At 63.7% G+C, this 18834-nt stretch carries 16 protein-coding genes; 5 read left to right on the forward strand and 11 right to left on the reverse strand.

The genetic code is table 11. The features are described 5' to 3' along the window. Nucleotides 1–115: 115 nt before the first annotated feature. A complete protein-coding gene (locus tag FJ946_RS06115) occupies nt 116–574 on the reverse strand; it encodes a PaaI family thioesterase (RefSeq protein WP_027146613.1) in 459 nt (152 codons plus the stop codon). A gap of 128 nt (nt 575–702) precedes the next feature. Further along, complete coding sequence (locus FJ946_RS06120) at nt 703–1992, reverse strand: RsmB/NOP family class I SAM-dependent RNA methyltransferase (RefSeq protein ID WP_140566501.1); 1290 nt, start codon at nt 1990–1992, stop codon at nt 703–705. Between the two features lie 317 nt (nt 1993–2309). Between FJ946_RS06120 and FJ946_RS06125 the strand changes: the two genes are divergently transcribed. Further along, the gene (locus FJ946_RS06125; RefSeq protein WP_140498338.1) at nt 2310–2987 is read left to right on the forward strand and encodes an MIP family channel protein; all 678 of its coding nucleotides are present in this window, start codon (nt 2310–2312) and stop codon (nt 2985–2987) included. A 77-nt stretch (nt 2988–3064) separates the two neighbouring features. On the opposite strand, the gene katG is transcribed toward FJ946_RS06125, so the two are convergent. After that, a complete protein-coding gene (gene katG, locus FJ946_RS06130) occupies nt 3065–5263 on the reverse strand; it encodes a catalase/peroxidase HPI (RefSeq protein ID WP_140566498.1) in 2199 nt (732 codons plus the stop codon). Between the two features lie 127 nt (nt 5264–5390). Here katG and FJ946_RS06135 point away from each other — a divergent pair, with 127 nt between their 5' ends. After that, nucleotides 5391–6299: a hydrogen peroxide-inducible genes activator gene (locus FJ946_RS06135; RefSeq protein WP_140498340.1), complete on the forward strand. Its 909-nt coding sequence runs from the start codon at nt 5391–5393 to the stop codon at nt 6297–6299. A gap of 227 nt (nt 6300–6526) precedes the next feature. Here the strand turns inward: FJ946_RS06135 and FJ946_RS06140 are convergent, their stop codons facing one another. The 5 genes from FJ946_RS06140 to FJ946_RS06160 form a co-directional block, all read right to left on the reverse strand. Beyond that, nucleotides 6527–7210: an SGNH/GDSL hydrolase family protein gene (locus FJ946_RS06140; protein ID WP_140498341.1), complete on the reverse strand. Its 684-nt coding sequence runs from the start codon at nt 7208–7210 to the stop codon at nt 6527–6529. Between the two features lie 88 nt (nt 7211–7298). After that, nucleotides 7299–8252 carry an ABC transporter permease gene (locus FJ946_RS06145; RefSeq protein WP_140498342.1) on the reverse strand — a complete coding sequence of 318 codons (954 nt, stop codon included), beginning with the start codon at nt 8250–8252 and terminating at the stop codon, nt 7299–7301. A gap of 3 nt (nt 8253–8255) precedes the next feature. Next, the gene (locus FJ946_RS06150) at nt 8256–9218 is read right to left on the reverse strand and encodes an ABC transporter permease (RefSeq protein WP_140498343.1); all 963 of its coding nucleotides are present in this window, start codon (nt 9216–9218) and stop codon (nt 8256–8258) included. Nucleotides 9219–9227: 9 nt separating this feature from the next. After that, on the reverse strand, nt 9228–10739 hold the full coding sequence (locus FJ946_RS06155; RefSeq protein ID WP_140498344.1) for a sugar ABC transporter ATP-binding protein: 1512 nt from the start codon (nt 10737–10739) through the stop codon (nt 9228–9230). Between the two features lie 68 nt (nt 10740–10807). Continuing rightward, a complete protein-coding gene (locus FJ946_RS06160; protein WP_140498345.1) occupies nt 10808–11887 on the reverse strand; it encodes a substrate-binding domain-containing protein in 1080 nt (359 codons plus the stop codon). Nucleotides 11888–12209: 322 nt separating this feature from the next. Between FJ946_RS06160 and FJ946_RS06165 the strand changes: the two genes are divergently transcribed. Both FJ946_RS06165 and FJ946_RS06170 read left to right on the forward strand, forming a co-directional pair. Next, the gene (locus FJ946_RS06165) at nt 12210–12860 is read left to right on the forward strand and encodes an SGNH/GDSL hydrolase family protein (protein ID WP_140566495.1); all 651 of its coding nucleotides are present in this window, start codon (nt 12210–12212) and stop codon (nt 12858–12860) included. 81 nt (nt 12861–12941) lie between these two features. Further along, nucleotides 12942–14012 carry an ROK family transcriptional regulator gene (locus FJ946_RS06170; RefSeq protein ID WP_224684945.1) on the forward strand — a complete coding sequence of 357 codons (1071 nt, stop codon included), beginning with the start codon at nt 12942–12944 and terminating at the stop codon, nt 14010–14012. Here the strand turns inward: FJ946_RS06170 and FJ946_RS06175 are convergent. After that, nucleotides 14006–14800 (reverse strand): class I SAM-dependent methyltransferase, encoded by a 795-nt coding sequence (locus tag FJ946_RS06175; RefSeq protein ID WP_246673094.1) that lies wholly within the window; start codon nt 14798–14800, stop codon nt 14006–14008. The genes FJ946_RS06170 and FJ946_RS06175 overlap by 7 nt on opposite strands. Nucleotides 14801–15083: 283 nt before the next feature. Here FJ946_RS06175 and FJ946_RS06180 point away from each other — a divergent pair, with 283 nt between their 5' ends. Then, nucleotides 15084–16628: an alpha/beta hydrolase gene (locus FJ946_RS06180; protein ID WP_140566489.1), complete on the forward strand. Its 1545-nt coding sequence runs from the start codon at nt 15084–15086 to the stop codon at nt 16626–16628. Between the two features lie 160 nt (nt 16629–16788). On the opposite strand, the gene FJ946_RS06185 is transcribed toward FJ946_RS06180, so the two are convergent. After that, complete coding sequence (locus FJ946_RS06185) at nt 16789–17316, reverse strand: cytochrome c (RefSeq protein ID WP_140566658.1); 528 nt, start codon at nt 17314–17316, stop codon at nt 16789–16791. A gap of 121 nt (nt 17317–17437) precedes the next feature. Then, nucleotides 17438–18562, reverse strand: coding sequence for an acetylserotonin O-methyltransferase (locus tag FJ946_RS06190; RefSeq protein ID WP_224619146.1), 1125 nt, complete (start codon nt 18560–18562; stop codon nt 17438–17440). Between the last annotated feature and the right edge of the window lie 272 nt (nt 18563–18834).

The following is an 18834-nucleotide window of genomic DNA, read 5'->3' on the forward strand; positions in this document are numbered from 1 at the left end:
TCCTGCAGTCTTCACCGCCTGCTCGCCGGGACCCGCTGCCTGAGGCAGCTCCCGGCGTTCGTGGCCTTTCATCGTGCCACTGGCACGATGAATTCGCCTGCGGCGAACCTGCGACTCACCCAGCAATCCCGTCGCGGCCCACCATCGTCATCATGGTGCCGGTCATGGTGGCGATCAACTTGGCTTCGCCGTCGGCGGCGAAGGCATAGGCCTGGCCGTCGGCGACGATGATGGTGCGGCCAGGCTTGGTCACCGAGCCGCGGAACAGGAAGCGCTCGCCCCTGCCCGGCGCCAGCAGATTGACCTTGAACTCGATGGTCAGCACGCCGGAATTCTCCGGCATCAGCGAGAAGGCCGCATAGCCGCAAGCCGAGTCCAGCGCGGTCGAGATGACGCCGGCATGCAGGAAACCATGCTGCTGGGTGAGTGCGGCCGAATAGGGCATTTCGATTTCGATGATGCCGGGCGTCACCAGCGTCAATTCGGCGCCGATGGTCGCCATCGCCTGCTGGCGCGCGAAGGACGCCCTGACGCGGTCCTCATAATCCGGAGCGGGTACGATCTTTGCTGCCATGGCCGTCGCTGCTTTCACCTTTGCCGGAAAAGCTTATTGCAGAGGCGTGAGCGGCAAGCAATCATCCAATGCTGCACTGCAGCAATTTGATCTCGAGAGCGGAAGCGCAAGTTTCGCTTCCGCTCCATTCAGGAAGCCCTACGCAGCGCGCAGATGTAGAAACCGTCGGTGCCGCTCAGCGCCGGCGACAGGCAGATACCGCCCAGCGCGCCGAGCCGCATCGCCGTTTCATGGCCGGGAAAACGGCTGTCCCAGAGCCGGCGATGGTCGACCGGGGCAAAACCGCCATTGCGCTGGCAAAACGCTGCGACCTGGTCGCCATTCTCCTCGTCGAACACCGAACAGGTGACGTAGACCAGCAGGCCACCCGGCTTGACGAAGCTGCTTGCGGCATCGAGGATCGCCATCTGCTCGCCCTTGCGGGCGTCGAGCTGCCTTTGCGTCAGCCGCCATTTGGCGTCCGGGCGCCGCCGCCAGGTGCCGCTGCCGGTGCAAGGCGCGTCGACCAGGACGAGGTCCATGTGGCCAGTGAGCGGCGACAATTCCGCCGGCTTGGTGACGATCTGCACGTTGCGGTTTTCCGAGCGGCGGATGCGGTCGAAGATCGGCGCCAGCCGCGCCTTCTCGGCATCATGGGCGAAGACCTGACCCGTATTGCCCATCGCCGCCGACAGCGCCAGCGTCTTGCCGCCGGCGCCGGCGCAGAAATCGAGCACCTGCATTCCAGGCTCGGCGCCGGCAAGAGCGGCGGCGATTTGCGATCCCTCGTCCTGGACTTCGAACCAGCCCTTCTGGAAAGCCGGCTCGGCCTGCACGTTGGGATGCCGGCCGTCGCCGTCGATCGGCGGTATGCGAATGCCTTGGGGTGCGATTTGGGCTGGCTTGGCGCCGGTTTCGGCAAGTTCCGCCAGCACTTTGGCCCGATCGGCCTGCAAAGTGTTGACGCGGATGTCGAGCGGCGGGCGGGTGGCGAGCGCCGCGCCCTCCTCGACCCAGGCCTCACCGAACGCGCGTTGCAAAAGCGGCTCGCACCAATCCGGTATGTCGGCGCGCACCGCGGGCGAGGCGTCGGCAAGCCGCCGCTCGTCGGTTGCCTGGAGTTCGGTAGCCGTCAGCAACGGCGGCGCGAACCTGTCGCCGTCGAGCGCTTCGTTGAGCGAGCGCGCGGTCTGGCCCCATTCGAGCAGCAGGGCGCCGAAGCCGATGGCGCGCGGCGTGTCCTCGCCCAGCAGCCAGCCTGCCGAGCGCTTGCGGCGTAGCGCATCGTAGACGATGTTGCCGATCGCCGCACGATCGCCGCCGCCGGCGAAACGGTGCGACAGGCCCCAGTCCTTCAGCGCATCGGCCACCGGCCGGTGACGCCGGCCAATGTCTTCCAGCACTTCGATGGCCGCAGCCAGCCGTCCGCCTAGTCGCATTCTTCAGTCCACCAAATCGAGCGCATCATCTCGGTCTGCTCTTAGAGCCTTTCACGGTGAGATTGAACCCCGCCCCCTCTCGCGACGGCAGGCCGCCTGTTGGGATCGGCGAAAACCGCTCGAGCAGTAAATCTTCCGGTGCGGTCAACAGCAGATCGTCAATAGATGCAAGCTCTCTAATGTTCTTAACTGGCGGCTGCAAGCACGGTAGGGATGCGACAGCTCAGCTTTCCAAGTTTTTCGGTTGGGAATACTCTTGCCGCCATGATTCGCGGCGCGGAAAGCGTGGACCGGCGGATCGTCACGAGGAGATGGCAATGAAGACTTATCTGGCGGAAGTTCTAGGCACATTTCTGTTGGTGTTCATCGGTACCGCGTCGGTGGTGACGGGTGGCTTCGGCGGCGCGCTGCCGCTCGGGCAGGAAGGCATCGGGCTGGCCTTCGGCATCGGCCTTATCGCGGCCGCCTACGCGATCGGCCCCATTTCGGGCGCGCATCTCAACCCGGCTGTAACACTCGGCGTGTTCCTTGCCGGCCGGTTGCCGGCCAAGGACGTCATCCCCTACTGGATCGCGCAGATCATCGGCGCCATCCTGGCATCGCTGGCGCTGTGGATCATCGTCTCCGGCCAGGCCGGGGGACACACTGGCGGCTTCGGCGCCAATGGCTGGGACGAGACGAAATGGGGCGTCTCTTCCGCGTTCCTGTGGGAGTTGATCGGCACCTTCACCTTCGTCACCGTGATCCTCGGCGTTACCGCGGAAAGGCATGCGACGGCCTTCGCCGGACTGGTCATTGGCCTGACGCTGGCGGGTATTCACTTCGCCATGATCCCGGTGACCGGCACATCGGTCAATCCGGCCCGTTCCATTGGCCCGGCGCTGTTCTCGGGCGGCGCCGCGATCAGCCAGCTCTGGCTGTTCATCGTCGCGCCGCTGATCGGCGGCGCCATTGCCGGCGTCGTCGCCAAGGCGCGCGTCTTCGAAAAGGACTGATTTCTAAAGCCTGGACAAGAAAAGGCGCGGGGCCGAGCCTCGCGCCTTTTTTATGGGATGGAAAAATTCCGCCTGAATCAGGCGGTGATATCGAACCGGTCGGCGTTCATCACCTTGGTCCACGCCGCGACGAAATCCCTGGCGAATTTCTGCCCGGCATCCGCGGAGCCGTACACCTCAGACAGCGCACGCAGTTGAGCATGCGAGCCGAAGATCAGGTCGGCGCGGGTACCGGTCCACCTGACCGCCTTGGTCTTGCGGTCGCGCGCTTCGTAGATCTCATCCGAACCGGCGGCCGGATCCCAGACCGTGTTCATGCTGAGCAGGTTGACGAAGAAGTCGTTCGTCAGCGTGCCCGGCCTGTCGGTGAAAACGCCGTGCCTGGACTTGCCGGTATTGGCGCCGAGCACCCGCAGGCCGCCGACCAGCACCGTCATCTCCGGCGCGGTCAGCGTCAGCAACTGTGCCCGGTCGACCAGCATCGCCTCGATCGACATCGGCTGCGGCCCCCGGACATAGTTGCGGAAGCCGTCGACTTTCGGCTCAAGCGCGGCAAAGGAGGCGACGTCGGTCTGTTCCTGCGAGGCATCCATGCGGCCCGGCGTGAACGGCACCTTCACCTCGTTTCCACCATCCTTCGCCGCCTTCTCGATCGCGGCGACGCCGCCGAGCACGATCAGATCGGCCAGCGAGATCTTTTTCCCGCCGGTCTGTGCGGCGTTGAAGGTCTTCTGGATGGCTTCGAGCGTGGCAAGCACCTTGGCCAATTCAGCAGGCTGATTGACGTCCCAGTCCTTCTGCGGCGCTAGCCGAATGCGGGCGCCATTGGCGCCGCCGCGCTTGTCGGAACCCCTGAACGTCGAGGCCGAAGCCCAGACGGTCGAGACCAGTTCGGAAACAGACAGGCCCGAGGCCAGGATCTTGGCCTTCAGCGATGCGATATCCTGTTCGCTGACCAGTTCATGATCGACGGCCGGGATGGGATCCTGCCAGATCAGCTCTTCCTTCGGCACGAGCGGGCCAAGGTAGCGAACGACCGGGCCCATATCGCGATGGGTGAGCTTGAACCAGGCGCGGGCGAAGGCGTCGGCGAACTGATCCGGATTCTGGTGGAACCGCCGCGAGATCTTCTCGTAAGCCGGGTCGACCCGCAGCGCGAGGTCGGTGGTCAGCATGGCCGGCGCGCGGCGCTTGGAGGGATCATGCGCGTCCGGCACCGTGCCGGCACCGGCGCCGCCCTTAGGCGTCCACTGATGGGCGCCGGCCGGGCTTTTCGTCAATTCCCATTCGTAGTTGAACAGGTTGTCGAAGAAGTTGTTGCTCCATTTGGTCGGCGTCGTGGTCCAGGTGACCTCGAGCCCCGAAGTGATGGCATCGCCGGCAATGCCCGACGCGTGCTTGCTCGACCAGCCGAGGCCCTGCGCCTCGATGCCGGCGCCTTCCGGCTCGGCGCCAACCAGCGAGGCATCGCCGGCGCCGTGGGTTTTGCCGAAGGTGTGGCCGCCGGCGATCAGCGCCACCGTCTCCTCGTCATTCATCGCCATGCGGCCGAAGGTTTCCCTGATGTCGCGTGCCGAGGCCAGCGGATCGGGCTTGCCGTTCGGGCCTTCCGGATTGACGTAGATCAGGCCCATCTGCACGGCCCCGAGATGGCCGCGAAGCTCGCGGTCGCCGGAGTAGCGCTCGTCGTCGAGCCATTTGGTTTCCGATCCCCAATCGACGTCCTGCTCGGGTTCCCAGACGTCGGCGCGGCCGCCGGCGAAGCCGAAGGTCTTGAAGCCCATCGATTCCAGGGCGACATTGCCGGTGAGGATCAGCAGGTCGGCCCAGGAAATCTTGCGGCCATATTTCTGCTTGACCGGCCACAGCAGGCGGCGCGCCTTGTCGAGATTGGCGTTGTCAGGCCAGCTGTTGAGCGGTGCGAAACGCTGCTGGCCGGCGCCGGCGCCGCCGCGGCCGTCACCGATGCGGTAGGTGCCGGCGCTGTGCCAGGCCATGCGGATGAACAGCGGCCCGTAATGGCCGAAGTCGGCCGGCCACCAATCCTGCGAATCCGTCATGACATGGTGCAGGTCCTTGATCACCGCGTCGAGATCGAGGCTCGCGAATTCCTTGGCATAGTCGAAGTCCTCGCCCATCGGGTCGGAGAGGTTCGACTGCTGGTGGAGAACGCTGAGGTCCAGTTGGTTGGGCCACCAGTCACGGTTGGTCCTGGCACCGGGTCCATGCGCGACAGGGCAGTTGCCCGCGCTGTTGTCGTCGGTTTTCGCGTCCATCTTGCACTCCAATTTTTTGCCGAGGGTTCCGGGCAGCCAGCGCCGCCATCCTGGAATGATTCCAGACTAGGCCAGCCTGCCGATAAAAACAAATTGCCTTTCCTGTTCCTTTCAATAGGATTTTCTTATGATAGGCCTAACCGTCCGCCAGATGCATTATTTCGACGCACTTGCGCAGACGCTGCATTTCGGGCGTGCGGCGAAACTTGCAGGCGTGAGCCAGCCGGCGCTGTCCTCGCAGATCGCGGAAATGGAGCAGCGGCTGAACTGCCGGCTGTTCGAACGCGGCGGCAAATCGGTGCGCATGACCGACGAGGCGGCAGCCCTTTTGCCGCGCATCGAACGCATCCTTTCCGACATACGCGAGGTCGAGACCATCGCCCGGCGTGGCCGCCCTGCCATGGGAGGGCGCTTCCGGCTGGGCATCATCCCGACCGTCGCGCCCTATCTTTTGCCGCGTGCGCTGCCCGAGCTGAAAATGCATTTCCCGGACTTGCTGCTCGAACTGCGCGAGGCGGTGACCGCCTCGCTCGTCGAGGACATCGCGTCGCAAAAGCTCGATGCCTTCATCGCCGCGCTTCCGCTCGACCATCCCGGCCTGGTGACCGAGGCTTTGTTCCCCGACCGGTTTTTCCTGGCCGTGCCGTCAGGCGATCCGGCTTTCGCCTCGCCGCCGGTGCCGCCTGAAAGCCCGGCGCTGGAAAGGCTGATGCTGCTGGAGGAGGGCCATTGCCTGCGCGAACAGGCACTGGCTGTCTGCGGCAATGTGCGGCCGGTGGCGATGGCAAGCTACGGCGCCACCAGCCTGACCACGCTCTTGCAGATGGTGGCGCACGGGCTCGGCGTGACGCTGATCCCGGAAATGGCCACGGGACCTGCCGGCACTATCCCCGATCTCAAGATCGTGCCGTTCCAGGAACCCATGCCGCAGCGCACGATCTGCTTTGCCTGGCGGCGCAACAGCACCTTGCACAATGAGTGCAGGGAGCTGGCGAAGATCATACGAGGATTGGCGGCGGCGGTGCAGGCGGTGTGAAGGACGAGGAGCCCAAGCTTACTATCGGCCCAGGCAAACCTCGAATGTGCGCCTGTTGAACGGCTTGAGTGGATAGCTCGTCTTCATAAAAGCAAGTGGGTCAAGTGCCACGGAACGTGTTGGGCAGAATTACGGACCGGGCTCATCGTTGGGTCCATAATGGCATACAGGAAGAATGCGACACGCCTGCGAACCGGCCGTTGCGCAAGCCGGCGGGCGTCGCGACTTCAGGCGGCGGTGCTGGCGCGGCTTGGCTCAAGAATAGACTTGACCTTGTCGGCGACCGCGCGGCCGAGATCGGCGTTGTTGCCAGCGGTGAAATGGATGCCGTCGATACCGTCCGTGGTGACGAAATCGCCGGCATTCAGAAAGTCGATCTTCATGAAATCCGCCATCGCCTTGTACTGCCTGGCCAGCTCCCTGGACTTTTCGTGGCCGCCGCCGAACATACCCTCGAACCAGGGATCGGGCATCGGGGTCAGCGGCGGCGGCGCGATGACCAGCGCCTTCGGAGCCGGATAAGGCGTGCCGATACCGCCGGCGCTCGTCAGGATCTGCCCGACCAGTTTCGCCATTCCGTTGGCGATCTCGTAGGGTGTCCGGCGAAAATAGGACTTCGTGTCATTGGTGCCCAGCATGACGATGACCAGATCCAGCGGCAGATGGCTGGCGATGGCCGAGGGCAGATAATTGGCGCCATTGAGGCGCGGATCGTTGGGATCGTCGAGACAGGTCGTGCGCGCACTCAAACCTTCTTCGATGATGTGGTAGCCCGCTCCCAGCGCCGCCGCCATAACACCCGTCCAGCGCTGATCATAGGGGTAGCGGTAGGTCGGCGACCCTTCCTTGACCGGAACCCAGCCCCAGGTCAGCGAGTCGCCGTAGCACATGATATTTTTTGGCGGTGACATCCATGTTTCTCCATCTGTTTGCAGTTGTCTGAACGTGCAGATCTATCGATCCAGCCCTAACGCCGGTGCCGGCTTGCCTTGTTTCGATTCAGGAGGTTCGCACGCGCACTCCGTAGAAGATCGCCGCACCGAGGATGATGACGCCCTGGGCGATGAGCTTGCCGGGTTCGTCGATGCCGAGCACCGTCATCACGACGAACAAAAGCGCGAAGCACAGCGAGCCGAAGAAAGGTCCCCAGACGCCGCCGTCGCCGCGACCGAAGGCGACGCCGCCAAGGATTGTCGCCGCGACTGCCAGGATCGGCAGGTCGAGACCGACGCGCACGCTGCCGACGGCGATTGAACCTGTCTGTACCAGGGCCGCGATCGCCGCGATCAGGCCGGCGAGCGTATGCGCCAGGATGACCGTGCGCTGGACCGGCACGCCGGAAAAATGGGCGGCTTCGGCATTCTCGCCGACAGAGGCCACGTAACGACCAAACACTGTCTGCGACAGAAGCAGCCACACCGCGGCGGTCAGCATGATCCAGAACAGCACCGGCGTCGGAACCGACAGGAACTTCGTGTTGTAGAGGTCGTTGAACAGTTTCGGCACATCGCCGGGTGGATTGCCGCTCGACAGGAACTGCACCAGTCCGACCAGGATGATGCTGACGGCCAGCGTGACTATGACGGCCGACACCCGCCGGATGCCGATCATGAAGCCGTTGAACAGGCCAATGACGAGGCCCGTGGCGAGCGCCAGTACGACGAAGAAGGGCAGCGACGCGCCCGGGAAACTGCCCGACGAGATGAAATAGTTGATCAGCAGGATGATGCCGCCGCCGGAGAGGTCGATCGATTTCACGCGCATGACGACGAGCTGCCCCAGCACGAGAATGCCGAGCGGAACGATCTGCCTGATGAAGATGCCCATGATGTTGAGGTTGAGCATGTTCGGCCGTGCGACCCACAGCGTGGCCAGAAGCACGAGGAAGACAAAGTAGGACGGCGGTATGCGAAGCAGACGCCGGGCGATCGGGTTTGCGAGAACGGCAGTCATCGCTCAGAGCCCCATCTTCTTGCGGGATTGCAGCCCGACCACGGCCAAGAGAATGCCGCCCTTGATCGCCGTCTGGACAAAGGGCGAGACGTTGGCGAGGTTCATGCCATTGGCCAGCAGTGCCATCACAAGCGCGCCGATCACCGTGCCGTGCAAGCTGCCGATTCCGCCTGAAAGCTGGGTGCCTCCAAGTGCCACGGCGGTGACCGTGTCGAGTTCGAAAAGCAACCCGACATTTGGATCACCCGACACGATGCGCCCGGCCAGGAAGACACCGGCAACGGCCGCGAAACAGGAGCAGACCACATAGGCGAGGATGATGTTGCGGCGATCGGAGACGCCGAAATTGCGGGCAGCGCTTTCGGCCCCCGACGCGATGCCGCCGCCGATCGCAAACAGATGCAGGCCGTATCGCGATCCGTAGAGCAGCTTCCAGGCCAACAGCATCACGACGATTCCCCAAAAGACCGGATAAGGAATACCGAGGAAACTGCCTGAGACGGCAGCAATGACGATCTCCGGAACGGTGCCGCCGGAGACGGGACGCAAGATGCGCGTGATGCCAAGGACAATGTACTGCGTCGATAGCGTGGCGATGATTGGATGGACGTTGAAACGGGTGATCGCCAGGCCGTTGATCAGCCCGATGAATGCGGCCAGCACGAAGACCGCCGGGATCAGCACGATCGCCGGCTGGTCGAGCGCCAGCACCGCCGTCGTGAAACTGATGACCGAGCCGACCGATAGATCGAGCCCGCCGACGAGCACGACGACGAGTTGTCCGGCCGCCGCGATGACCAGCGGCATCGCCTGCGCAACCAGGTTGAAAAGGTTTTCGGCCGTTGCGAACTGCGTCGTCTGAACCGACAGCCACAGCGAAATGAGCAAGGCAACCAACAATGGCAGAACCCATTGGCCCTGCCGTGTGTTCCGGCCACTCACGATGTTGGACAGGCTACGATACATGGAAGGCCCCTAGTGCCGGCGCGCCGAGCCGCCCGTCAGGGCCGCGTCGAGGATCTTGTGCTCCGTCGCCTGTGCTGCCGGCATTTCGGCCACGACTGTGTCGTGGTGGACGACATAGATGCGGTCGCACAGCCCGATCAGCTCGATCGTCTCGCGCGACAGCACCAGCACCGCGCCACCCTTGCGGGTGAAGTCGCGCAGCAGATGGTAGATCTCGGACTTGGCGCCGATGTCGACGCCACGGGTCGGCTCTTCCACCAGGAGAAGATCGAGATCCGCGGCGAGGTAGCGGCCGAGCAGTACTTTTTGCTGATTGCCGCCCGACAGCGAACCGACCGGAGCGGACGGCCCTGTCGCCTTTATGTTCATGACATCCATCATGCGGGCGATGACGCTTCGATAGGGCCGCGCCGGCGCAAGTTCGCGTCGCCTCGAATGCAATCCGATGGCGATGTTGTGGGCGATCGGCAAAGCGAGAAAGAGCCCCTCCTCCTTGCGGTCCTCGGGGACGAAACCGACCTTCAGCTGCTGCAAATGGCGAACGCCTGATGATGTCGGGAGCGGCATGTCGAGCGTTTTGCCGTTGATGGAAATCGTCCCGGCAAAAGGATGGTAGCGGCCGATGAGGGAGCGCAAGAAGCGCTGCTGGCCCTGTCCCTCAAGCCCGGCGAGGGCGACGATCTCGCCCTTGTGCAACGTCAGCGACAGAGGCTGCGATGTCTCGGTGATCCTGAGATTCTCGACGCGCAGGATTTCGCCGCCCCTGTCGCCCGTGCGATCTGGGAACAGGTCCTGGAGTTCGCGCCCGACCATCATGGCGATGAGTTCGTCTGCGGTGATCTCGGACACCGTTCTGGTGCCGACCAGTGCGCCGTCCTTCAGCACCGTCACAGTGTCGCACAGCTCGAAGATTTCCTCCATGCGATGCGAAATGTAGACGATTGCCTTTCCCCTATCGCGCAGGCGGCGGATATTGCGGTTGAGCACATCGACATCGGCCGCGTTGAGCGCCGCTGTCGGCTCGTCGAGAATAAGCACGCCGGCGTCGGCCTGGATGCAATGCGCGATCTCGACGAATTGCCGCTCGGCAATGGTCAGGTTGGAAACGAGTTGCGAGGAGTCTAGCGTGAGACCGAGTTCGCCGAGTGCCTTGGCGGTTCGGCTGTTCATCGCGGAATAGTCGATCGAGCCGAACCGGTTCGTCGGCTCCCGGCCGAGAAACATGTTCTCGGCGATCGACAGATTAGGCAGCAGCGAGTGTTCCTGGAAAACGGTCGAGATGCCGGCATCGAGCGCGGCGCGCGGTGACTTCAGATCGAGCTTTTCCCCATTCATGAAGATCCCGCCGGAATCGGGCTGATACACGCCCGCCAGGATCTTCATCAAGGTCGATTTTCCGGCGCCGTTCTCGCCCATCAGGGCGTGAACGCTGCCGGCCTTCAGATCGAGGGAAACGGAGTGGAGCGCCTTGCTTCCCCCGAATGCCTTCGAAATGTGCGACATCTCGATAAGATTGGCCACTAAACCCTCGCTTCACCACTGGAAGGGCCCGCGGGGACGCTTGTCCACTCCCCGCCGGCCACGGCGTGTCACTTCTTGCCGTAATATTCCTTGAGCTTTTCTTCGGGGAGTTCGCTCGGCCACCAGACATTGGCCGTCAGGTCGTCGCGATAGTATTTCGCGGCCTTGTCCTTGTCCCAGCCATCAGGGTTGTAGACATAGCGCTTGTAGAGTTGCTTGCCCTCGAGCAGGGCTACAGCGGCGCGCACGCCGGCAGCACCCTGGGCCGGGCTGTATTCCGGAGAGATCGACTTGAATCCATCCGTGATCCACTGGCCGAAATAGCCATTGTTGCCCTCGCCCGAAATCGGCGGGATCGGCGTGCCGAACTGCTTGAAGACATCGACGCAGGCGCGCGTCATGTCGGCGCCGGACGACCAGATGCCGTCGACCTGCGGATTGTTCAGATAGAGCGTTTCGCACAGCTTCTTGGCCTTGTCATACTGCCAGTCGCCATGCTCCTCGGCGATGATCTGCACATGCGTGCCCTTGAGTGATTCCAGTAGCCCGTTGTAGCGGTTGGTGTCTTCCGGGTGGCCGGCAAGGCCGCGCAGGACCCAGATCTTGCCGTTGTCGCCAACGGTCTTCACCAGCCAGTCGCCCATCACCTTGCCGAAGTGCTCGGCTCCACCTTGGATTTCGGTGGTGTAGGCATCGGAATCGATGCGGCCGGTGTGAAGGATGACGGGGATGCCGGCGGCGACCGCCTTGGCGATGCTGGCGTTGGCCGACGTGCTGGTCACCGGCTGAACGATGATCGCGTCGACATGCTGGGCGATCAGATCCTCGATATCGGCTACCTGCTTCTTCTGGTCGAAGCCGGCATCGAGCAGGATGAACTTCGAGATGCGCTTGTCCTTCGCCGCGGCATTTTCCGCCTCATGCGCGACCTGCACGGTCCAGGTGTTGGCGTTGACGCCGAAGTCGCTCATTCCGATGACCCAGGGGGGATCCTTCTTGAATGCGCCGGCCGCGGTCATGCGCGTGTCGTCGGGGCGCGGCGCGACGCCGTCCATCAGCTTGATATCTTCCGCGTGCGCCAGGGACGTTACGGCAAGCGCTGATACAACGAGCATCCCCAGCCCGACGGTTTTCAGCAATCCTAACATTGAACTCCTCCTTGTGGTTGCTCCGGCCGTACGGACGCGCACGGGCCGCGAGACGCTCTCCCGATGCATGCCTGTCGTCGCGAACCGACCTATGCACGCAATTCTCCCGCCCCCGAACACATGTGTGTCGAGGCCCAATTTCGGCTGGACAATGATGACGGTCGAGAACTCCTCCGGGCACTTTAGAAGCATAGTGGGTTTGACCTGTCAATAGTTAGTCATGTTGAATGACTATTCCGTTGCTTGCCTTTCGCCACTCCGCTATTCATCATGAAGAGCGCTCGTCCTGCACCGGCGCGCGGTCAGTCCCGGCGGGAAAATCATGCGATCAGTCTTGTGCTACGGCGACTCCAACACGCACGGCCAGATCCCCGGCAAGGGGCCGCTCGAGCGCTATGGCCCGGCTGAGCGCTGGCCGGGGATACTGCGCGCTCAGCTAGGCCCCGACTGGTATGTCATCGAGGAAGGATTGAGCGGTCGAACCACCGTCCACGACGATCCGATCGAGGGGACACACAAGAACGGTAGAACCTATCTCCGCCCCTGTCTGCAGAGCCATGCGACGCTCGACCTCGTCATCATCATGCTCGGCACCAATGACCTCAAGATCCGCTTCAACAAACCGCCGTCGGAAGTGGCTATGGGCATCGGCTGCCTTGTCTACGACATCAAGGAACTGGCGCCCGGTCCGGGCGGCACCACACCCGAAATCATGATCGTCGCACCGCCGCCGATGCAGGACGACGTCAAGGAGTGGAAGTCCATCTTCGCCGGCGCACCGGAGAAATCGCGGCTGCTGGCGCTCGAGTTCGAGGTGCTGGCGGATTCGCTCGAACTGCACTTTTTCGATGCTGGCTCGGTGGTGTCCTGCAGCGAAGCGGACGGATTTCACATCGATGCCGAAGCGCACAGACTGCTTGGCATCGCACTCGCCCGCGCGGTCGATGCGATCGGCTGGAGCCGCTCGACATGAGCAACCATACCGCCGCCCGGCAATGCGCTCTTACCGATGGGGCGACCCTTGCCTGACATGAGGTTTGCACCACCCAATCCCTTGCGCATCGCCGATCGTGCGAGCGGGCTGAACGCGTTGAGCGTGCGCAGCTACAACGAGCGTCTGGTGCTGTCGCTGCTGCTTCAGAACGAGGGCATATCGCGGATGGAAATCGGCGAGAAGACCGGTCTGTCGGCGCAGACGGCCTCGGTCATCGTCCGCTCCCTCGAACAGGAAGGGCTGGTCTCGCAGGGCGAGGCGCAGCGCGGCCGTGTCGGGCCCCCCACCATCCCGCTTTCACTCAACCCGGAAGGCGCCTACGCGGTCGGCGTCGGCTTCAGCCGGCGCAGGATCGACATCGCGCTCATCGACTTCATCGGCACCGTGCGCTTCCACACGCAGTTGCCCGCGGATGAAGCCAATCCGTTTCCGCAAAGCAGCGATTTGCTTGCGACGATCAGGCAAGCCATGACGAGCCTGCCGGTCGAGGCGCGCAGCCGGGTCGCGGGTATCGGGCTGGCCGTTCCCGATGAGGTCGACGCCATGGCTGCAACCGGCAACGGATCGAGCACGTCCCTGAAGGCTTTGCAAAGCGAGATCGAAGAGCAGATCAAGCTGCCGGTCTTCGTCCAGAACGACATCACCGCGGCGGCCGGCGGCGAGAGCATGTTCGGCGTCGCAAAGCCGCTGAACGACTATTTGTTCTTCTATCTCGGAGCTAGGCTGCAGAGCAGGCTCATCCTCAACCACCAGATCTATAAGGGAAACTCCAGTGCCAGCTTCGATCATGGCCTCATGCGCCTGGAAAGCGAACTGGCCATGCGCGGACGCTCGTCCGAAATCATCTGGAGCAGCAGCCCTGAGTGGCCTGATCTTGGAGAGGCCTACACCGAATGGCTGGGGGAATGCTCAAACCGCCTGAAAGCATCGATCTCGGCGCTGACCCAGTTTGTCGAGTTCAGGACGGTCCTCCTGTCCAGCTATGCGCCGCAGAAAATCGCCAAGGCCTTGTGCGCCGATATCGGCCGGGAATTTGCCGCTGTCCAAGCGTTGCCAGCGCGGGTGACCATCAGCCCGAAAGCCGTCGGCGCAGCCAGCCTGCCGTTCAGCTCGCGGTTTATGATTCAATGATCGGAACGCTGATAACAGAAGGGTTGCAAAGCCCCATCTGAGACGTGGATGCACCCGGTTTGAATGTCGGCTAACTCCGGTGCGAGAAGCTGTCCCTCACGCCATCTTCTGTGACCTCGCGCATCAGGAACGGGATGCCGACGACCGTCATCGGCAATTCCGCGCGGAAGCGGATGTGCGTGGGACCTCGTAATGCACGATCTGGCCTGGGGTGATGGCCTGTCACCCTGTCGGAGCACCGCGACGCCGGCGTAGTGGCTTCCCAATTGCCAGAAGGGCAGCGGGAACCGCCCGCGCTCCTCTTCAACGATGCGGAAGCCCGCCTCTCGGATCAAGTGCAGCGGTTGGCGGTTGAGATGACAGCCGCCGGCGATCTGTCCCCACGGCTTGTTCAGCCGCTCCTGCCATCTGCGGCCGCGCGGCCCCTCGGCCTGGCCGTGCTCGATGAAGATCAGCCGGCCCATAGGTTTCAATATGCGGCGGATCTCGGTCAGCGCCGCGTCAGGGTCGGGAATGGTGCAGAAGGCATAGGTGACGACGACCGTGTCGGCGAGGCCATCGATCAAGGGCAGCCTTTCGCCGCTGGCCCGGATGCAGTCGACGTCGAACGGCAGGGAACGGATCTTCGGTTCGGCCAGGCCAAGCATTGTGCCGTCGGGATCGATGCCGACCAGCCGCTCCACCCTGGCGGCGTCGTAATAGGGAAGGTTCAGGCCGGACCCGAAGCCGACTTCGACGACAATGCCCTGCGCCCGCGGGATCAGGCGCCTTCGCATGCGCGCGAACACGTTTGCCGAACAGCCGGCGTGGACGAGGTAGGGAGCAATGCAGCGTGCGTACCAGGAGAGACAGGATTGGCACATGTCTCAGCCTCCTTTCCCTGCGTTCTTGACGCCGATGGGAACGCCACCCCCGGCAATGGCCTCGGACGTGCAATGCTGGCTGAGAGTATTGACCGGTGACATTTCTCGCTCCAAGGAGTCTCCTGATCGGGCCCGATCGGCCCGACGTCGTGGGATGGATAGAAGGCCGGCGTCCCCTGAACGTCCCCGCTCGGCCGCGTACGGGTCGATGGAAAGATTGGAGTTCCGACTTCTGGGGTTTCCGGAGTTCCGTCTGAACGGGCAGCCGGTGGAGCTCGCCTTGCGCAAGGCGGCCGCGCTCCTCATCTATGTCGCCGAGGCCGGCGGGCCCGTGGCGCGCGAGGTCGCCGCCACGCTTCTGTGGCCCGAAACCGACGAAGAAGCCGCACGAGCACGCCTTCGGCGCACACTGCATAAAATTCGCATCGCGTTCGGCACGGAGGTCATCGCCGCCACGGGGGCATCCCTCAGCCTACACCCGGCGCTTTTCGTCGAGCTCGACTCCAAGGTTTTCGAGCATGCCTGCAATGTCGGCCCGCTCGACGAGGCGGCCGACATCTATAAGGGCGACTATCTCGGCGGCTTCTCACTCCCGGATTGTCCGGAATTCGACGAATGGGTCTTTTTCAGGCGCGAGGCCTTGCGTAGCCGACTGGTGCAGACGCTGGAGCGTACCATCGAAGCGAAGATCGCCGGCGGCGAACCACGCAGCGGGGTGGTGCATGCGACGCGCCTGGCGGCACTCGACCCCTTGAGCGAAAGTGCGCACCGTCACCTGATCCGCGCCCACCTGGCGGCCGGGGACAGGGCGGCAGCCGAGCGCCAGGCCGAAAGCTGTGTCCGGCTGTTACGAGACGAACTCGGCGTAGCGCCGGACCCGGCCACGCTTGCCCTGGTGCGGGAGCCAACTCAAGATGTCACTTTGGACGTGCCCAGGACGCGCTACGTCGAAGTGGACGGCATCCATCTCGCCTATCAGATCGTCGGCAGCGGACCGACGGACATCGTGCTTGTTCCCGGCTTCATTTCGCATGTCGAGCGTATCTGGGAAGACAGACGCTGCCGCGCCTGGATATCAGCGGTTTCGCGCTTGGCCCGCCTGATCCTGTTCGACCGGCGCGGCATGGGACTTTCCGACCGTGTCGGTGTCCGTGCCACAGTCGAAACGACAGCGCAGGATATTCTGGCAGTCATGAACGCGGCCGGCAGCAGCCGGGCCTTGCTCATCGGCGCCTCGGAAGGCGGGCCGGGTTGTGTCCGTTTCGCCATCGATCATCCGGATCGGCTCATCGGCCTTGTCCTGTGGGGCTCGCTCGCGAAAGGCAGCCGCGCGTCGGACTATCCCTTCGCCTTGACCGCCGCGCAATACGATCTGTGGAAGCAGCGGCTGATCGCCGGCTGGGGCGGCCCGGCGGAAATCGAGACGTTCGCCCCGGGCCTCACCGGAGACCGCCAGGCGGAGACCTGGTGGGCGGGATTGCTCAGGGCAGCCTCCAGCCCCGGCGCGGTCGCGGGCCTGCTCGAAGCCCTGCGTGATACCGATGTCCGTTCCCTGCTCGCAAAGGTCTCCGTCCCGACGGTTGTCCTGCACCGGTCCGGCGACCGCGCCGTGCGCGTCGAGGCGGGGCGGCTCCTGGCCGCCGGGATCCCGGGCGCGCGGTTCATCGAGGTCGCCGGTGACGACCACTGGTTTTGGGTCGGCGACCAACAGCCGCTGCTCGACAGCATCGGCGCGCTTGCACGAAGCAGTTGATGCGCGGATGCGGCATCTGCCGCCGTCAGTTCCGCGTGTGCAAATGGTTGTGGGGACTGGCCGCGAATGGCGAGGCCGGCGCGGATGCCATTTTGGCCATGCTCCGGGACGACGCCGGGCGGCGTCGAACACGACGTCCGGTGGAAGGCCGGTTTTCGGCCTATTTCGGTGCAGCGGCAGCGCTTCCGCCCGGCGGGATGATCCGCATCATGGATGTCGACACCGTGTCGCCAGGCTTGAACGGGCCCGGGACCTTGTTGCTTACCGGCTTCACGCTTTGCAGGAACGCCGCGATGGCCATGGCATCGTCCGCTGTGAGATGCGCAAAAGCAGGCCAGGGCATAATCGGCGCCAGGGTGCGGCCGTCCGGCCGCTGGCCAGTCTGGATCGCAGCGACGATCTGCTCCGGGGTCCAGCTGCCGATGCCGGTCTCCCTGTCGGGCGTGATGTTTCGACCGGGAAAGACACCGACGCCAGGTATCTCAAAGCCCACATCCGAGCCGCCAAGAAAGCGCGACATATCGGGTTTGCCGAAGAAGTAGCCGGGCGTGTGGCAGTCGTTGCAGCCGGCGATCGTGACCAGGTACTCGCCACGCGCGACCTGCGCGTCGTCGGCCACGGCGACGTATGATGGAAGGGCGACGACCGAGGCCGTGAGCAATGCGAGACGAACTGACGCTGGAAACATGGTTTTCTCCCTTGGTTGTTCTTGGCTTCTCCTATGACCTTTGTCGTGCTCCCGTCGGGGGCTGCCGTTACGCAGCCCGGCCAGCCGATTGCGGCGCACCTGATCCGCTCTACGTTGCGCCTTACGGTTTGCGGCCGATCACGGCGCCGTTCGCGGCGGGAGCATCGAACCAGACCGTCTCGACGTGCCTGAATCCGGCTTCCTCGAGCCACGCCGAATACTCGGCCGGGGTGTAGTTTCGTCCTTCCGTCTCGATCAGCATGTTGAGGCTCATCAGCGCGGCCGGCGCCGGGCCGGTCTTTTCATCATTGACGAGAAGCTCGCTGATGACGACCGCGCCGCCGCTTGGCAAAGCCTCGAAGGATCGGCGCAGCAGGGCGCGATTCTTCGCCTCGTCCCAATCGTGCATGATCATCGACAGGAGATGCACGTCGTGATCCCCGGGAAGCTGTTCGAAGAAATTGCCGTCCGCGGTCTCGATGCGGTCGGTCAAGCCGGCCTCGGCGATCTTTCCCGCGGCGATCGCGGCCACATGCGGCAAGTCGAACACGGTCGCACGCAGCGCCCCATATTGTTTGCAAAGCTCGATGTCGTACGCGCCCGATCCGCCGCCGATGTCCAGGAGGCGGCGGAAATGACTGAGATCCACGGCTTCGCCGAGCTTGCGCGCGGTCATCGTGGAAAGCGAATGCATCGCCTCCCAGAAAAGCGCCAGCATCGTAGGATCCTCGCCCTCGAACATCGAGGATTGCACTGCCGGATCCCATGTGGTTGGCCGGTTCGTGCGCAGCGCCTCTGCAAGCCTTCCCCAGCCCGCATAGAGTCGCTTGTCGGCCATCTGCACGAAGCCGCCGAAGTAATACGGCTTACCCTTCACGAGATAAGTTTCGCTTAAGGGCGTGTTGCGATAGCGGCCGTCCGTTTTCTCCAGGAGCCCAAGTGCAGCGCAGCCGGTCAACAGCATCTCGGCCGGTCGTTGATGCAGGCCGAGCGCTTCCGCCAAACCGGCAACCGTGATGGCGGCGCCGCTCGCAAGGCGGCTGAAGAGGTCCAACTCGTGCGCGGCGGCCAGAGTCTTGAAGGCCCAGAAACCGGTCGAAAGCGCCATCAGTGGGACAGCGGAAGGAAGCTCTTGCTTGGTGACGATTGGTCGGTCGGCCGCGCGCAGCCCTGTCTCGCCCGGGATCGAACCGGGCTGGTGGGCAAGCGTTGTCGTGCGCGTAGCAGAGCGCTGATGGTTGGGCATGGCACTCTCCCCAAAATGTTGACGGTTGGTTCGCAGCTTCGAGCCGCGCGGTGGTCTCGACGGCGCGGGTTTCGAAAATGCCGCCGATCGAATGGTCCACCAGCAAGCGGCGGCGGCCTTGTGCTCGCAAGGCCGCGCCGATGGCGCGAATAGGGTCAGCCGTGGCGACCGGCGTAGGATCGGCCCCGTGGTCCGAATGTCCCTCAACAGCTCGGGGGACAAATCCGCGATTGCCCGACCTCTTGAGACGGATAATTGCCAAGTCTTGAGGG

It is taken from the genome of Mesorhizobium sp. B2-4-7 (genome assembly GCF_006442685.1).
GTDB lineage: Bacteria > Pseudomonadota > Alphaproteobacteria > Rhizobiales > Rhizobiaceae > Mesorhizobium.

Excerpts from the sequence above, each read along its gene's own strand:
- FJ946_RS06115 (WP_027146613.1), bottom strand. The coding sequence starts at position 574 with ATGGCAGCAAAGATCGTACCCGCTCCGGATTATGAGGACCGCGTCAGG.
- FJ946_RS06120 (WP_140566501.1), bottom strand. The coding sequence starts at position 1,992 with ATGCGACTAGGCGGACGGCTGGCTGCGGCCATCGAAGTGCTGGAAGAC.
- FJ946_RS06125 (WP_140498338.1), top strand. The coding sequence starts at position 2,310 with ATGAAGACTTATCTGGCGGAAGTTCTAGGCACATTTCTGTTGGTGTTC.
- katG (WP_140566498.1), bottom strand. The coding sequence starts at position 5,263 with ATGGACGCGAAAACCGACGACAACAGCGCGGGCAACTGCCCTGTCGCG.
- FJ946_RS06135 (WP_140498340.1), top strand. The coding sequence starts at position 5,391 with ATGATAGGCCTAACCGTCCGCCAGATGCATTATTTCGACGCACTTGCG.
- FJ946_RS06140 (WP_140498341.1), bottom strand. The coding sequence starts at position 7,210 with ATGTCACCGCCAAAAAATATCATGTGCTACGGCGACTCGCTGACCTGG.
- FJ946_RS06145 (WP_140498342.1), bottom strand. The coding sequence starts at position 8,252 with ATGACTGCCGTTCTCGCAAACCCGATCGCCCGGCGTCTGCTTCGCATA.
- FJ946_RS06150 (WP_140498343.1), bottom strand. The coding sequence starts at position 9,218 with ATGTATCGTAGCCTGTCCAACATCGTGAGTGGCCGGAACACACGGCAG.
- FJ946_RS06160 (WP_140498345.1), bottom strand. The coding sequence starts at position 11,887 with ATGTTAGGATTGCTGAAAACCGTCGGGCTGGGGATGCTCGTTGTATCA.
- FJ946_RS06165 (WP_140566495.1), top strand. The coding sequence starts at position 12,210 with ATGCGATCAGTCTTGTGCTACGGCGACTCCAACACGCACGGCCAGATC.
- FJ946_RS06180 (WP_140566489.1), top strand. The coding sequence starts at position 15,084 with ATGGAAAGATTGGAGTTCCGACTTCTGGGGTTTCCGGAGTTCCGTCTG.
- FJ946_RS06185 (WP_140566658.1), bottom strand. The coding sequence starts at position 17,316 with ATGTTTCCAGCGTCAGTTCGTCTCGCATTGCTCACGGCCTCGGTCGTC.
- FJ946_RS06190 (WP_224619146.1), bottom strand. The coding sequence starts at position 18,562 with ATGCCCAACCATCAGCGCTCTGCTACGCGCACGACAACGCTTGCCCAC.